General features: G+C 72.8%; 16 protein-coding genes. 12 read left to right on the forward strand and 4 right to left on the reverse strand.

The features are described 5' to 3' along the window. Positions 1–62: 62 nt before the first annotated feature. The 3 genes from BM339_RS21950 (at position 63) to BM339_RS21960 (ending at position 3,654) form a co-directional block, all read left to right on the forward strand. A complete protein-coding gene (locus BM339_RS21950; protein WP_021598115.1) occupies positions 63–911 on the forward strand; it encodes a PaaX family transcriptional regulator in 849 nt (282 codons plus the stop codon). 109 nt (positions 912–1,020) lie between these two features. Then, on the forward strand, positions 1,021–2,298 hold the full coding sequence (locus BM339_RS21955) for a pyridoxal phosphate-dependent aminotransferase (RefSeq protein ID WP_143118548.1): 1,278 nt from the start codon (positions 1,021–1,023) through the stop codon (positions 2,296–2,298). A 141-nt stretch (positions 2,299–2,439) separates the two neighbouring features. Next, positions 2,440–3,654: a cytochrome P450 family protein gene (locus BM339_RS21960; RefSeq protein ID WP_021598117.1), complete on the forward strand. Its 1,215-nt coding sequence runs from the start codon at positions 2,440–2,442 to the stop codon at positions 3,652–3,654. A gap of 89 nt (positions 3,655–3,743) precedes the next feature. On the opposite strand, the gene ligD is transcribed toward BM339_RS21960, so the two are convergent. After that, on the reverse strand, positions 3,744–4,697 hold the full coding sequence (gene ligD / locus BM339_RS21965; RefSeq protein ID WP_075022038.1) for a non-homologous end-joining DNA ligase: 954 nt from the start codon (positions 4,695–4,697) through the stop codon (positions 3,744–3,746). A gap of 53 nt (positions 4,698–4,750) precedes the next feature. On the opposite strand from ligD, the gene BM339_RS21970 reads away from it, so the two are divergent. Next, on the forward strand, positions 4,751–5,380 hold the full coding sequence (locus BM339_RS21970; protein WP_075022076.1) for an FMN-binding negative transcriptional regulator: 630 nt from the start codon (positions 4,751–4,753) through the stop codon (positions 5,378–5,380). 22 nt (positions 5,381–5,402) lie between these two features. On the opposite strand, the gene BM339_RS21975 is transcribed toward BM339_RS21970, so the two are convergent. After that, entirely contained in the window at positions 5,403–5,678 is a 276-nt protein-coding gene (locus BM339_RS21975; protein WP_021598120.1) for a sulfurtransferase TusA family protein, read from the reverse strand. Positions 5,679–5,948: 270 nt separating this feature from the next. Between BM339_RS21975 and BM339_RS21980 the strand changes: the two genes are divergently transcribed. Beyond that, positions 5,949–6,299: an STAS domain-containing protein gene (locus tag BM339_RS21980; protein ID WP_161791057.1), complete on the forward strand. Its 351-nt coding sequence runs from the start codon at positions 5,949–5,951 to the stop codon at positions 6,297–6,299. A 3-nt stretch (positions 6,300–6,302) separates the two neighbouring features. Here the strand turns inward: BM339_RS21980 and BM339_RS21985 are convergent, their stop codons facing one another. Further along, positions 6,303–7,424, reverse strand: a complete 1,122-nt coding sequence (locus BM339_RS21985) for an ROK family protein (RefSeq protein ID WP_024936356.1) — start codon at positions 7,422–7,424, stop codon at positions 6,303–6,305. Positions 7,425–7,672: 248 nt separating this feature from the next. Between BM339_RS21985 and BM339_RS21990 the strand changes: the two genes are divergently transcribed. From BM339_RS21990 to BM339_RS22015, 6 genes are read left to right on the forward strand one after another with little or no spacing between them, the layout of a single operon-like run. Beyond that, positions 7,673–8,401, forward strand: a complete 729-nt coding sequence (locus BM339_RS21990; protein WP_075022039.1) for an amino acid ABC transporter ATP-binding protein — start codon at positions 7,673–7,675, stop codon at positions 8,399–8,401. 53 nt (positions 8,402–8,454) lie between these two features. Next, positions 8,455–9,390 (forward strand): glutamate ABC transporter substrate-binding protein, encoded by a 936-nt coding sequence (locus BM339_RS21995; RefSeq protein ID WP_033333719.1) that lies wholly within the window; start codon positions 8,455–8,457, stop codon positions 9,388–9,390. A gap of 10 nt (positions 9,391–9,400) precedes the next feature. Continuing rightward, a complete protein-coding gene (locus tag BM339_RS22000) occupies positions 9,401–10,045 on the forward strand; it encodes an amino acid ABC transporter permease (protein ID WP_075022040.1) in 645 nt (214 codons plus the stop codon). Continuing rightward, positions 10,042–10,884, forward strand: a complete 843-nt coding sequence (locus tag BM339_RS22005) for an amino acid ABC transporter permease (protein ID WP_021598509.1) — start codon at positions 10,042–10,044, stop codon at positions 10,882–10,884. The genes BM339_RS22000 and BM339_RS22005 overlap by 4 nt, the downstream gene beginning before the upstream one ends. Positions 10,885–10,892: 8 nt before the next feature. Continuing rightward, complete coding sequence (locus tag BM339_RS22010; protein ID WP_075022041.1) at positions 10,893–11,834, forward strand: asparaginase; 942 nt, start codon at positions 10,893–10,895, stop codon at positions 11,832–11,834. Beyond that, positions 11,831–12,574 (forward strand): copper homeostasis protein CutC, encoded by a 744-nt coding sequence (locus BM339_RS22015; RefSeq protein ID WP_021598511.1) that lies wholly within the window; start codon positions 11,831–11,833, stop codon positions 12,572–12,574. The genes BM339_RS22010 and BM339_RS22015 overlap by 4 nt, the downstream gene beginning before the upstream one ends. 17 nt (positions 12,575–12,591) lie before the next feature. Here BM339_RS22015 and BM339_RS50755 read toward each other — a convergent pair whose 3' ends face one another. Continuing rightward, positions 12,592–13,455, reverse strand: a complete 864-nt coding sequence (locus BM339_RS50755) for a hypothetical protein (protein WP_021598512.1) — start codon at positions 13,453–13,455, stop codon at positions 12,592–12,594. Between the two features lie 230 nt (positions 13,456–13,685). Between BM339_RS50755 and BM339_RS22025 the strand changes: the two genes are divergently transcribed. Beyond that, the coding region (locus BM339_RS22025; RefSeq protein ID WP_177287748.1) for a maltotransferase domain-containing protein at positions 13,686–14,032 on the forward strand (347 nt) is incomplete at its 3' end.

A 14,032-nucleotide genomic window follows, 5' to 3' on the forward strand; every position in this document is an offset into this window, starting at 1 on the left:
CGGGAGGACCCGCGGCATGGTGTGATGGCGGCCGGTGAACCGGACCGGGGAAGGACGGGGGCATGACCGCCGAGCAGGACGCGTTCCCGGGCGCACGCCCACGACGGCGTGCGCCCCAGCAGCTGCTGTTCAGCTTCCTCGGGTCCCTGGTCCTCGACCGCGGCCACCCGCCGATCAGCTCCCGCGTCTTCCTGCACCTGCTGGAGGACCTCGGCGTCGCCGAGGCCGCGGGCCGCGCCACGCTCGCCCGGATGACCCGCAAGGGCCTGCTCGCCCGCACCCGGGAGGGGCGCACCGCGCGGTTCTCGCTCACCCCGTGGGCCGAGGACCTGCTGCGGGAGGCCACGCCCCGGGTCACCTCGCCCGCGCCGTTCACCCACCCGGGCGGCGAGTGGACGCTGCTCAGCTACTCCATGCCGGAGAGCCGCCGCGACCTGCGCCACCAGATCCGGGCCCGGCTGATCTGGGCCGGGTTCGGCGGGCTGCGGGACGGGCTGTGGATCGCGCCGGGCCGCGTCGACATCGACGCGATCTTCGACGGCCCCGAGTACGCCGGGCTCGCGGAGCTGGCCGACGCGTTCTACTCCGTCCCCGTCGAGGGCACCGACGTGCCGCGACTGCTGCACCGCGCCTGGGACGTGCCGGCGATCCGCGCCGAGCACGAGTCCTTCATCGCCACCTGGACGCCCGACCGCGAGCGGCGCGGGCGCCCGCTCACCCGCCTCACCCTGCTCGGCGCCGACTGGCTGCAGCTGCTGCGCACCGACCCCGGCCTGCCCGCCGAGCACCTCCCGGGCGGCTGGCCGGCCGCCGCGTCCGCCGCCCTGTACCGGGAGCGGTACGAGGCGCTCGAACCGGACGCGTCCGAGCAGCTCCGCGAGCTCCTCCGAGACGACGCCGGGCGCCGCTGAACCCTCGCGGACGCGGGCGCGTATCCCTGGGGCGACGGGCCACACCCCCACCGGATGACGTCGTCCGCCCTCCGGCGGCGCGTGTCCCCTGCGCGCGAGGAGCTTCTCCGTGTCAACGGACCCGATCGATCCGGGACTGCTGCGCAAGAACGCGCACAGCCCGTCCTTCTTCGCCCTCCAGAGGGCGTCGTCCGGGCGTCAGGACCTGGTCGACTTCTGCATCCCGTGCAACCCGTACTTCCCGACGCCCGGGATGTTCTCCCAGCTGTCGGGCTCCCTGGAGCACATCCTCAAGTACTATCCGAGCGACGCCGACACGATCACGGCCGAGCTGTGCGCCACGCTGGGGCACAACCCGCAGACGGTCGTGATGGGCAACGGCTCGACGGAGCTGATCACCTGGATCGACCATCTACTCGTCCGGGAGAGCCTCGCCACGCCGATCCCGACGTTCGGGCGGTGGACGGACCAGCCCATGGAGACCGGCAAGCGGGTCGACATGTTCCAGCTCCACGAGCTGCGCGGCTTCGAGTTCGACGTGGACGCGTTCGTCCAGTTCGTCCGGGCGCGGGGGTCGCGGGTCGCGGTCGTCTGCAACCCGAACAACCCCGACGGCGGGTACGTCCCGCGGCGCGAGATCGTCCGGCTGCTGGACTGCCTCATCGACCTGGACCTGGTCGTGGTGGACGAGTCGTTCCTGGACTTCGTGGACGCCGAGGCGCACACCAGCGTCGCGGACGAGGCCCGCATCCGGCCCAACGTGATCGTGCTGAAGAGCCTCGGGAAGAACTTTGGACTGCACGGCATCCGGTTCGGCTACATGGTCGCCAACCCGGCGCTGGCGCAGACCGTCCGGGCGGCGCTGCCGAAGTGGAACCTCAACTCCTTCGCCGAGGTCGTGGTGTTCCTGTTGCGCGAGCACGGCGCCGAGTACCGGGAGAGCCTGCGGCTGCTCGCCCGCGACCGGATGCTGATGGCCCAGCAGCTCGCGTCCCTGCCCGGGCTGAAGGTGTTCCCGTCGCAGGGCAACTTCATCATGGTCAAGCTGCCGGACGGCAAGGACGGCGTGGCGCTGCGCGACCACCTGATCACCCACCACGGGGTGTTCGTCCGCGAGTGCGGCAACAAGCTGGGCTCCACGAGCCAGTTCCTGCGGCTCGTCGTCCGGCCGCAGGCGGACGTGCAGCGGCTCCTGATCGGTCTCGGCTCCTACCTGTACGGGTCCTCGGCGGAGGCGCCGCCCGACAACGTGGTCTCGCCCGGCCACGGCTGGGGGGAGCCCGCGCCGCCGGTCGCCGTCCCGGGCCTGGAGGGCGATCCGCTGAGCCGCTTCACCGATCCGCAGCACAACGAGACCCGTCCCGAGGATTTCCGAGCGGCCATTTAAGGAAAGGCCGAAAGGGGAGTAGACGAGTAAGTCCCCCGGGTGACCTGGCGAGCCCGCCGAGTGCGCCGTACGTTGGCAGGCGTTGCTCATCCGGGAGCGGCCCGCCGCGGCGCTCCGACGCGATCCTCGGAAAGGTCCCCAATGGAGAATCCGCTCGTCATCGACCCGTCCGGCAGCGATGTCCAGGGCGAGGCCGCGAAACTGCGGGAGCGGGGCCCGGTGACGCCCGTGGAACTCCCCGGCGGTGTCGCCGCCTGGGCGGTCACCGGCCAGGAGCAGCTCAAACGCCTTTTGGCCGACCCGCGAGTATCCAAGAACCCGCATCTGCACTGGACGAAATGGATCGACGGTGAAATCGCGGAGGACTGGCCGCTCCGCCTGTGGGTCTCGGTGCGGAACATGTTCACCGCCTACGGCGACGACCACCGGCGGCTGCGCAACATCATCTCGCGGGCGTTCACCCCGCGGCGCACCGAGGCGCTCCGGCCGGACGTCGAGCGGATCACCCGCGACCTCGTCGACGGGCTCGCCGCGGCCCCCGGCGGGCGCGCCGACCTGCGGGAGGCGTTCGCCTACCCGCTGCCGATCGAGGTGATCTGCCGGCTGTTCGGCGTCCCGGTCGAGACCCGCCCGGCGCTGCGGCGCTGCGTCGACGGCGTGTTCAACACCGCGCTGACGCCCGAGGAGGCCATCGCCAACCAGACCGAGATGTACGGCATCCTGCAGGACTTCGTCGCCTTCCGGCGCCGCGAGCCCGCCGACGACCTGGCCGGGGTCCTCATCTCGTCCCGGGACGAGGAGGGCTCGCGGCTCAGCGAGACCGAGCTGGTCGACACGCTGATCCTGATGATCTCCGCCGGGCACGAGACGACGGTGAACCTGCTCGACCAGGCGATCACGGCGCTGCTGACGCACCCGGAGCAGCGTGCGCTGGTCCGGTCGGGCGAGGTGCCGTGGAGCGAGGTGATCGAGGAGGCGCTGCGCTGGCAGGCGCCGGTGGCGAACCTGCCGCTGCGCTACGCGGTCGAGGACATCGACGTCGACGGCGTCACCATCGGGAAGGGCGAGGCGATTCTCGCGGCCTACGCGGCGGCCGGCCGCGACCTTTCCCTGCACGGCGACGACGCCGACTCCTTCGACCTCACCCGCGCGAACAAGGAGCACATCTCGTTCGGGCACGGCGTCCACTTCTGCGTGGGATCGCATCTGGCGAGGATGGAGGCCGAGGTGTCACTCCCGGCGCTTTTCGAGCGCTTCCCGGATATGTCGCTCGCCGTGCAGCCGGACGAACTGCGCCCGGTCGAGTCGTTCATCTCCAACGGGCACCGGACGCTGCCCGTGAACCTTAATTCCTGAACAATTCGACGCTCGTTTTCCCGGCCCGGTCGCGAATGGCCGGGAAAACGGGCGCCCGGCGTCGTTTCCGTCGCGGCGCGCGGGCCCGCTCACGCGTTCCGGCGGGCGCGGGCCCGCCTTTTGCCCTCGTGCATCGCCTGGACCCGCGCGATCGGGATCGTGTGGCCCTGCTCGATCAGGTCGGCGGGCAGCCCCTGCGGCTCCGGCATGAGGTCGGACCAGGGGTCGCGGTCGGCGACCAGCGCGGCGGCCGTCCGCAGCGTGAAGGACGCCGGGGCGACACGGTCGAGCTCGTCCCACGGCACGGGGAACGACACCGGCGCGCCGGGCCGGATCCGCGGGCTGTAGGCGGCGACCACGGTCGCGCCGCCCGCGCGGGTCGAGTCGAGGAACACCTTGCCGCCGCGGTCCTCGCGGATAAACGCGGTCGTGGCGAGATCGGGGTCGAGCCGCTCGGCGCGGGCGGCCAGGGCGCGGGTGGCCGCCGCGACGTCCTCGATGGAGGTCGCACCGTCCAGGGGGACGAACACGTGCACGCCCTTGGCGCCGCTGGTCTTGACCGCGCCGCGCAGGCCCGAGCCCTCCAGCGCCTGCCGGACGAGATGCGCGGCGGCGACCGCGGCGTCGAAGGCGTCCGCCTCCGGCGGGTCGATGTCGAGGACCATGTGGGTGGGCCTCGTCCACGCGGCGGCCGTGACGAGCGGCGGGTGGTACTCGACCGCGCGCTGGTTGGCGAACCAGAGCAGCGTGCGCCGGTCGTCGCACAGCGCGTACGACACCTCGCGCTGCGACGACTCGGCCCACACCGCGACCGTCCGCACCCACGACGGCGTGTACTTCGGCGTGTTCTTCTGCATGAACGGCTTCTGGCCGCGCAGCACGCGCTTGACCGACAGCGGCCGGCCCGCGAGCTGCGGGAGGATGCGGTCCGCGACGGCGTCCAGGTAGTCGACCAGGTCGCGCTTCGTCGCGTCCGCACCGTCGAACAGGGGCTGGTCGAGGTTCGTCAGCCGGACCCCGTCACGCTCTTCATCGGCGCTCACCCGTCCACCATCGCACGAGGTGCCGACAACGGGGCTCGGGTACCGTCGTGATCATGTATGTACCGGCGCATTTCTCCGCGGACGACGCCGAGGTCAGGGAGCTGCTCGCCGGCTGCGGCGCGGCCGACCTCGTGACCAGTACGCCGCGCGGCCTCGTCGCGACGTACCTGCCCGTCCTGTACGACCCGGACGCCGGCGAGCACGGCGCGCTGCTGGCGCATGTGGCGCGCAACAACGACCAGTGGCGCGAGCCCGCCGCCGGGGAGTCGCTGTTCATCCTGCACGGCCCGGACGCCTACGTGTCGCCGTCCTGGTACGCGTCCAAGGCCGAGCACGGGCGCGTGGTGCCGACGTGGAACTACCTCACCGCGCACGTCTACGGCCGTCTCGTGGTGCACGACGATCCGGAGTGGGTCGGGCGGATGGTCCGCCGCCTCACCGACCGCCACGAGAACGGCCGGACCCCGGCCTGGTCGGTGGACGACGCGCCACCCGCGTTCGTCGAAGGCCAGCTGCGCGCGATCGTGGGTCTCGAACTGGTCATCACGCGGATCGAGGCCAAGGCGAAGATGAGCCAGAACCGCCCGGAGGCCGACGTCGCCGGGGTCGTCGAGGCCTACCGCGCCCAGGGTGACGTCCCGATGACCGAGGCCATGACACGGCAGCGGTCCACGGCCCGGTAGCCGCGAGATCGACCGGTTCCGGTCAGCGGGGGCGCCAGGGGGAGTCGGGCTCGGTGGGACGGGGGTCGGCGCTCACCCGGAGGGCATAGGTGGGGGCGGCGGCATCGGGCAGCGGCCCGACGTAGGTGTGGCCCGTCAGGTGGCACCAGGCCGGCAGGTCGATCGGGGCCGCGGGGTCGGCGGCGATCAGGTGGATCACCGTGCCGGGCGCCAGGCCGGCGATATGGCCGCGGAGCTCCAGGAGGAGCCGCACGCAGGACTTGTCGCCGCCGTCGATGACGACCGGGTCCCTGCTCATCTCCACCCCCTGATCCGCGAGGCCGGCACGCCGCAGAGGGAAATATAGGGCTTTGGTGTGACAAGCGGGGTGGTCAGATCGGGGTTCCGTGCGAGGCGGCGGGACGAACCGCGCGTGCACCGGACCGCCGCGGAATGAGCGAGGGACGTCCCAGACTTGACCATTTCTTTCAGATTCCGTCCAGGTTCGGGGCATACAGTCGCAGTGATGTACCCCCCCGTCGTCGTCCAGGTGAGGAAACCGGCTTTGGGGCGAGTCATGGATCTCGGAGTGGCACGAGTGGAGCGCACGGAGACCTGCGGGACGCTGACGTTCCCGGACGAGGTCGACCTGAGCAACGGGGCGGCGATCCTCGCGCAGGCCGGGGAGCTTCTCGACGCCGGGGTGCCGGCCCTGATCCTCGACCTGAGCTCTTGCACGTTCTGCGACTCCAACGGGCTGCACGTGATCACGCACTCGCAGATGCGGGCGACCGAGCTCGGCGTCCCGATGTGGGTGGTGCTGCCGCCGCGCGGCATCGTCCGGAGGGTGTCGGAGGTGGCGGGGCTGCAGCGCCGCGTCGCCATCGCGCCGGACGTGGCGACCGCCCGCGAGGCGCTGGCGGCGACCGCCCGCCGGTAGGGGTCAGCGTTCCAGGACGCGGTCGATCCACGCGTCCGACGTGCCGAGGAGCAGGTGGCCCGCGCCGAGGATGCTCGCGTCGCGGCCCGCGCGGGACGTGGCGATCTCCAGGTTGCGGGTGGCCAGCGGCAGGCAGCGCTCGTAGATGACGCCCCGGATCGTCGCGACGAGCGGCTCGGCGTTGGACAGGCTGCCGCCGATGACCAGGGCGTCGGGGTTGAAGAAGTTCACCAGGGCGGTCAGCACGTCCCCGATGAGGCGTCCGGCGGTGCGCACCGCGCTGGTGGCCTGCGGGACGCCGTCGGTGACGAGGTCGACGATCTCCGCCGGGCTGCCGGCCCGGATGCCCTGGGCGGCGAGGGACGCGGCGAGGGCGGCGCCGCTGGCGTGGGCCTCCAGGCAGTCGGGGTGACCGCAGGAGCAGTCGACGGTGGCCTCGGACAGGATCCGGACGTGGCTGATGTCGCCCGCCGCGCCGCGGCCCCGGTGCAGCCGCCCGTCCACGATGACGCCGCAGCCGATGCCGCTGCCGATCTTGATCACCATGACGTTGTCGAGGGACGGCCAGGACCGGCGGTGCTCCCCCACGGCCATGAGGTTGGCGTCGTTCTCGACCAGGGCCGGGACGCCGGCGAGGCCGGTCACGTGGTCGCGCACGGGGAAGTCGTTCCAGCCCGGCATCCGCGAGGGCGAGACGACCTGGCCCGTCGCCGGGTCGACCGGGCCCGGCAGCCCGATGCCGATGCCGCGGACGGGCACGTCCGCGAGCCCGTGGTCGCGGGCGAGCGCGCGGAGGCTGCCGATGACCGTGGCGAGGGTCTTCTCCGGCCCGACCGCGATGTCGCACGCGAGGTCGGACAGCGCGAGGGGCGTCCCGGCGAGGTCGACGGCGGCGAGCCGGGCATGGTGCGCGCCGAGGTCGGCGACGAGGAAGACGCCCGCCCCGCGGGCGAGGCGGAGGCGGCGGGGCCGCCGGCCCCCGCGCGAGGCCCCGGCGCCCTCCTCGGCGAACAGGCCGGCCTCGATGAGCTGCTCGACCCGCAGCGAGACGCTGGACGCGGCGAGGCCGGACAGGCGGGCGAGCTCGGCCCGCGACTCCGCCCGGCCGGTGGCCACCAGCCGCACCAGCGCCGCCGATCCGCTCGCTTGTGGGGGGCGACCCCCCACACCCCCCGGCACCCGCCGGACGGACCGCCTCCCTCCGCTCCGCTGGCGCTCCGCTCCAGGAGTCGGTCCGTCATCCCTGCTGTTACGCACCCCAGATAGATAGCATGCGCGAACTTGGTACGGCAACGCGTTGACTTACGTCGATTTGAAGTTCTATCGTCCTCATTGACTTCGATTTCGAAGGAAGTTGGAACGTGGGTGACCGAATGATCGAGGTGCGCGGCCTCCACAAGCGCTTCGGCGAGCACACCGCCCTGCGCGACGTCGACCTCGACGTGGCGCGCGGCGAGGTCGTCGTGGTGATCGGCCCGTCCGGGTCGGGCAAGTCGACGCTGTGCCGGTGCCTGAACCGGCTGGAGACGCCGGACGCCGGCACGGTCCGCGTCGACGGCGAGGAGCTGCCCGCCGAGGGACGCGCCCTCGCCCGGCTGCGCGCCGACGTCGGCATGGTGTTCCAGGCGTTCAACCTGTTCCAGCACAAGACCGTCCTGCAGAACCTGACCCTGGCGCCCACGCGGGTGCGCGGCCTCTCGCGCGCCGAAGCGGAGCGGAACGCGCGCGAGCTGCTCGACCGGGTCGGCATCGGCGAGCAGGCCGGAAAGCTCCCGGCGCAGCTGTCGGGCGGCCAGCAGCAGCGCGCCGCGATCGCCCGCGCGCTCGCGATGCGGCCGAAGGCCATGCTGTTCGACGAGCCGACGTCCGCCCTCGACCCGGAGATGGTCGGCGAGGTCCTGGACGTGATGACGGGCCTCGCCCGCGACGGCATGACGATGGTGGTCGTCACCCACGAGATGGGGTTCGCCCGCCAGGTCGCCGACCGCGTGGTGTTCATGGCGGACGGCGAGGTCGTCGAGACCGGCACGCCGTCCGCCTTCTTCGACTCCCCCGCCAGCGACCGGGCCCGGGACTTCCTGGCCAAGGTCCTCAGCCACTAGTGCGACCCCCGGCGCGCCGCCCATGGCGCGCCACCCGAGAAAGGTTGTTGATCATGGTGCGTACCCCTGCGGGGCTGCGGCGGGCGGCGGTCGCCGCGGTCGCCGCGCTGTCGCTGACGGGCCTCGCGGCCTGCTCCGGCGGCGACTCCGACTCGGCCGTGCCCGGTTCCGGCGGCGGGAAGACCGACGACCTGGCGGCCTCGGCGCCGGTGGCGTCGAACATTCCGGCCGGCTCCACGATGGAGAAGATCAAGCAGCGCGGCGAGCTGATCGTGGGCGGCTCGCTGGACGCGCCGCTGCTGTCCCAGCAGAACCCGGCGACGAAGAAGGTCGAGGGCCTGGACGCCGACTTCGGCCGGCTGCTCGCCAAGTACATCATCGGCAAGCCCAACGTGAAGATCGTCAACTCGGCGTCGGAGACCCGCGAGGCGCTGCTGGCCAACGGCACCGTGGACGTGGTGTTCCAGACCTACAGCATCACCCCGGAGCGGGCGAAGCAGGTCGCGTTCGCCGGGCCCTACTACAGCTCCGGCCTGGTCATCGCCACCAAGAAGGACGAGACGGGCATCAAGCTCCCGGCCGACCTCAAGGGCAAGACGGTCATCGCCGGCGCCAACACCCCGGCCATCCCGGCGATCAAGAAGGCCGCCCCGGACGCGAAGATCGTCACGTTCGGCAGCGACCCCGAGTGCGTGCAGGCGCTGAAGCAGGGCCGCGGCGACGCCTACGTCCAGGACGAGGCGGTGCTGCTCGCCACCGCGAAGCAGGACCCGACGATCCAGATCCAGGGCAAGCCGTTCACCAGCGACCCCTACGGGATCGGCCTCAAGCACGGCGACACGCAGATGAAGCAGTTCGTCAACGACTGGCTCAAGCAGATCCAGGCGTCCGGCCTGTGGGCGAAGGTCTGGAAGAACTCGATCGGGACGGTCGTGCAGGGCGACGCCCCGCAGCCGCCCGCGATCGGGTCCGCGCCCGGCTCGGAGTGACCCCCGCCCCATGGACGTCATCACCGACCATCTCGGGGAGTTCGGCGACGGCCTGCTGCTGACCGTCGAGCTGACGCTGCTGTCGCTCGCCGGCGCGCTGGCGGCCGGGATCGCCGTCGCCGCGATGCGGGTCAGCCCGGTGCGCGTGCTGCGCGCCGCCGGGATGGCCTACGTCGAGGTGCTGCAGAACATCCCGCTGCTGGTGTGGCTCGTCATCGCCGTGTTCGGGCTCCCCGAGATCGGGGTGATCGCCGGGCTGTTCACCACGTCGGTCGTCGTCATCGCCCTCTACCAGGGGGCGTACACGGCCGAGGCGATCCGCTCCGGGATCAACGCGGTGCCGGCCGGGCAGGGCGAGGCGGCGCGGGCGCTCGGGCTGACGTTCGTCCAGTCGCTGCGGCTGGTCGTCCTTCCGCAGGCGCTGCGGACGGTCGTCCAGCCGCTCGGCAACATCGCGATCATGACGCTGATGAACACCGCGCTGGCCGCGGCGGTCGGCGTGGTCGAGCTGACCGCCGCCGCCAACCGGGTCAACCTGGCCGAGGCCCGGCCGATCTGGATCTTCGTGACGGCGGGGCTGGCGTACATGGCGCTGTCGGCGGTCTTCGGGCTGGTGACCGGCGGCCTGGAAGGGAAGCTGGCGATCCTGCGATGAGCTCCTCCCGCCTGCTGTTCGACGAGCCGGGGCCGCGCGCCCGGCGCCGCATCCGGATCGCCACCGCGCTGACCCTGCTGGCGGGTGCCGTCCTCGCCGGGCTGGCCCTGCGGCAGTTCGCCGACAACGGCCAGCTCGCCGCCGACCGGTGGCGCCCGTACGGGACGTGGCCGATGTGGCGGTACCTGCTGGAGGGCCTGCGCTCCACGGTGTACGCGGCGGTCGTGTCGATCGCGCTGGCCATGGCGGCCGGTGTCGTGCTCGCGCTCGGACGGCTGTCGCCGGCGCGGTGGCTGCGCGTCCCGTCGGCGGCCTACGTCGAGGTCGTCCGGACGATCCCGGCGCTGCTGCTCGTCTACGTCGTGCTGTTCGCGCTGCCGAGGTACGGCGTCGACCTGCCGCTGTTCTGGAAGCTCGTGGTGCCGCTGTCGGTGTCCAACGCCGCCGCGTTCGCCGAGATCTTCCGGGCCGGGATCCGGTCGGTGGAGCGGGGCCAGCTGGAGGCGGGGCTCGCGCTCGGGCTGACGCGCGGGCGGGCGATGCGGCTCATCGTCCTGCCGCAGGCGGCGCGGCGCGTCCTGCCGTCGCTGGTCAGCCAGTCCGCGGGCCTGCTGAAGGACACCTCGCTCGGCTACGTCGTCAGCTACGCCGAGCTGCTGTACAGCGGGAAGGTGCTGGCGAACTACAACCACCTGCTCATCCAGACCTACCTGGTGATCGCGCTGGTCTACCTCGTGATCAACGCGTCGCTGGCCAAGCTCGCGCGGACGCTGGAGGCCCGGCAGCGGACCCGCCCGTCCCGCGCCGTCCGCGAGGCCGTCCCGGCCGCGCAACCGTGAGGAATCCCATGTACGACGTGCTGGCCGAGGTCGTCCGGAACGGCTTCGTCGAGAGCCGCCACTACGGCAGCGTCGCCGGGCTCGCCCCGGACGGGACGCTCGCCCACGCCCGCGGCGACGTGGCGGAGACCGTCCTGCCGCGCTCCACGACCAAGCCGTTCCAGGCGCTCGCCTGCCTGCGGGCCGGCGCGCCGCTGGAGGGCGAGCGCCTCGCGATCGCGGCGGGCAGCCACACCGGCGAGGACTTCCACGTGAAGACGGTCGAGGGCATCCTCGCCGGCGCGGGCCTCGGCCCGGACGCGCTGCGGTGCCCGCCCTCCTGGCCCGAGGACGAGCCGGCCAGGGCCGCGCTCATCCGCGCGGGCGAGGGCGAGTCCCGGGTGCGGATGAACTGCTCCGGCAAGCACGCCGCCATGCTCGCCGCGTGCGTCGCCAGCGGATGGCCGCTCGACACCTATCTCTCCCCCGACCATCCGCTGCAGCTGGCCGTCAAGGAGGTCATGGCCGGCTGCGCGGGCGAGGAGCCGTCGCCCGTCGCGGTGGACGGCTGCGGCGCGCCGCTGTTCGGCCTCACGCTGGCGGGCCTGGCACGGGCCGCGCGATCCCTCGTCCTGTCCGAGGACGCCCGGCCGGTCGCGGCCGCCATGCGGGCTTACCCCGAATACGTCGGCGGGACGGGACACGCCAACACCGAGTTCATGCGGGCCCTGCCCGGCTCGGTCGCCAAGGGCGGCGCCGAGGGCGTGTTCGTCGCCGCCACCGCCGAGGGCCACGCCGTCGCGGTGAAGGTCATCGACGGCAGCCCCCGCGCCACCACCGCCATCGCGCTGCGCGCGCTCGCCGCGCTCGGCGCCGACACCACCCCGGCCGAGCCGCTGGGCTCCGTCCCCGTCCTCGGCGGCGGGCGCCCGGTCGGCGAGATCCGCACCACCGAGGAAGGACGTACGTGAGCCTCACCTACGAGATCTGCATCGACGGCGTCGCCGGCGCCATCGCCGCCGAGAAGGCGGGCGCCCACCGCGTCGAGCTGTGCGCGGCGCTGTTCGAGGGAGGCCTCACCCCGACCCTCGGCACGGTCCGCGCCGCGCTCGCCGCCGTGACGTCGATCAGGGTGAACGTCATCATCCGCCCGCGCGGCGGCGACTTCGTCTTCGACGAGCACGAGGTCGCGGCGATGGAGCACGACGTGGCGCTCGTCCGGGAGGCCGGCGCGCACGGCGTGGTGATCGGCGCGCTCACCCCGGAGGGGACGATCGACCGTCCCGTCGTCGAACGGCTGATCGCCGCGGCGGACGGGCTGCCGGTCACCTTCCACCGGGCCTTCGACATGGCCGCCGACCCGTTCGCCACGCTGGACGCGCTCGCCGGCCTCGGCGTGGCGCGCGTCCTGACGTCCGGGCAGGACGTGAGCGCGCTGGAGGGCGCGCCGCTGATCGCGGAGCTGGTGGAGCGCGCGGGCGACCGGATCATCGTCATGCCCGGCGGCGGGATCACCGACCGCAACGTGGCCCGCGTCGTCGAGGCGACCGGCGCCCGCGAGATCCACTTCGCCGCGCTGAGCGAGGAGCCGAGCCCGGCCGTCCACCGCAACCCGTACCCGTTCATGGGCGGGGAGCTGCGGCAGCCGGAGTACCGGCGGCAGGTCACCACCGCCGCCGGCGTCTCCGCGGTGATCCGCGCGGCCGGCTGACCGTCGGGGGGCTCCCCTCACCCCACCCGCTCGACGCGGGCGCGCCGGATGAGGAACTTGCCGGCCTCGCGCACCTGCTCGAAGGCCGCGTCGTTCAGCAGCATGCAGCTACCGGACACCGACGTGACCTCCACGGTCGTCGACTTGCCGTTGTCGAGGTTGGTGACCTTCACCTTCGTTCCGACGGGGAGCGTGCCGCTGGACGCGGCCGGCGCGCCCGCCTCGCCGGACAGCGTCACCGTCGATCCGGGGCACACCACCTCACCGGACGCGGCGGGCGCCGTGCTCTGCGACGGCTCCGGCGCGGCGCTCCGGGTGGGCGGCGCCTGCTGCCCCGACCCCTGGGCCCCGCCGGACGCGCCGGACTTGGCGGCCGCCTCCTCCTTGCCGCAGAACGATTCGGTGAACGCGTCGACGGTCTCGCCGCGGGCCTTCTTGGCCCGCTCCCCCAGGCACAACGACGAGATCTTGTTCGCCGGGCCGAGGCCGCTGACGGCGTTGGTGGTGTTGGCGAACCGCTCGCGCTGGCGGCAGTGGAAGGCCAGCCCGAAGTCCAGCGCGGGATCGCCCTGGGCGGCGCGGGCGTTGACCGCCTGGCAGGTGGCGCTGATCTGCATGGCGGGCTTCTCGCCCTTCGCCCGCGCCGCCTGGCGCTGGTTCTCCAGGGCGGCGAACTCGGTCTGGTCGCAGTTCTGCGCGGCGCCGACGTTCACCGCCCGGCCCGCCGCGACGTCCTGCCGGATCTGCGCGCAGGCGGACGACTCCCCGGCGACCTGGCCCGCCACCCGCGTCTCCCCGCCCCCGCAGGCGACCGCCCCGCCCAGCACCGCCACCAGCCCCGCCGTGCCGAGCACCGTGCGCGCGAAAACCGTCCGGCCCATGTTCTGCTCCTTCTATCGACGAACACCCCTGGTTACGGGGCCGGGCGGGAAGGAGTTCAAAGATCAAATCTGCCTTAAATCCACCGAATTCCTCCCTGATGGACATTGCCCCCGCGGAGAGCGGTTCTTTGCGTGATCTTGTGGTGCCGCGGGGGCCGCGGAGTTGCGGACGGGGCATGGATCCCTGGGACCGAGGCCGGGTGACGGCGCCGACGAGCGGGAGCGGGCACATGCAGGTGAAGCTGGAGGCGGAGCTCGGTCGCATTCCGATCCTGGATGTGGCGCCGGTGGTGGGGTGTGGCCGGTGGCCGGCCAAGGCGGTGGTGGGTGAGACCGTCGAGGTGTCGGCGACGGTGTTCCGTGAGGGGCACGAGATGCTGGGCGCGGCGGTGGTGCTGCGGACGCCGGACGGGGAGGAGCTGCCGCCGCGGCGGATGGCCGAGGTCGGGGCGGGGCTGGACCGGTGGTCGGCGCGGGTGACGCCGACCGAGATGGGGTCGTGGTCGTTCCGGGTGGAGGCGTGGGGCGACCCGATCGCGCACTGGTGGCACGACGCGCAGATCAAGGTCCCCCGCGG

Origin of the sequence: Actinomadura madurae, assembly GCF_900115095.1 — a bacterium.
Lineage (GTDB): Bacteria > Actinomycetota > Actinomycetes > Streptosporangiales > Streptosporangiaceae > Spirillospora > Spirillospora madurae.

Excerpts from the sequence above, each read along its gene's own strand:
- BM339_RS21950 (WP_021598115.1), top strand. The coding sequence starts at position 63 with ATGACCGCCGAGCAGGACGCGTTCCCGGGCGCACGCCCACGACGGCGT.
- BM339_RS21960 (WP_021598117.1), top strand. The coding sequence starts at position 2,440 with ATGGAGAATCCGCTCGTCATCGACCCGTCCGGCAGCGATGTCCAGGGC.
- BM339_RS21970 (WP_075022076.1), top strand. The coding sequence starts at position 4,751 with ATGTATGTACCGGCGCATTTCTCCGCGGACGACGCCGAGGTCAGGGAG.
- BM339_RS21975 (WP_021598120.1), bottom strand. The coding sequence starts at position 5,678 with ATGAGCAGGGACCCGGTCGTCATCGACGGCGGCGACAAGTCCTGCGTG.
- BM339_RS21990 (WP_075022039.1), top strand. The coding sequence starts at position 7,673 with ATGATCGAGGTGCGCGGCCTCCACAAGCGCTTCGGCGAGCACACCGCC.
- BM339_RS21995 (WP_033333719.1), top strand. The coding sequence starts at position 8,455 with ATGGTGCGTACCCCTGCGGGGCTGCGGCGGGCGGCGGTCGCCGCGGTC.
- BM339_RS22000 (WP_075022040.1), top strand. The coding sequence starts at position 9,401 with ATGGACGTCATCACCGACCATCTCGGGGAGTTCGGCGACGGCCTGCTG.
- BM339_RS22005 (WP_021598509.1), top strand. The coding sequence starts at position 10,042 with ATGAGCTCCTCCCGCCTGCTGTTCGACGAGCCGGGGCCGCGCGCCCGG.
- BM339_RS22010 (WP_075022041.1), top strand. The coding sequence starts at position 10,893 with ATGTACGACGTGCTGGCCGAGGTCGTCCGGAACGGCTTCGTCGAGAGC.
- BM339_RS50755 (WP_021598512.1), bottom strand. The coding sequence starts at position 13,455 with ATGGGCCGGACGGTTTTCGCGCGCACGGTGCTCGGCACGGCGGGGCTG.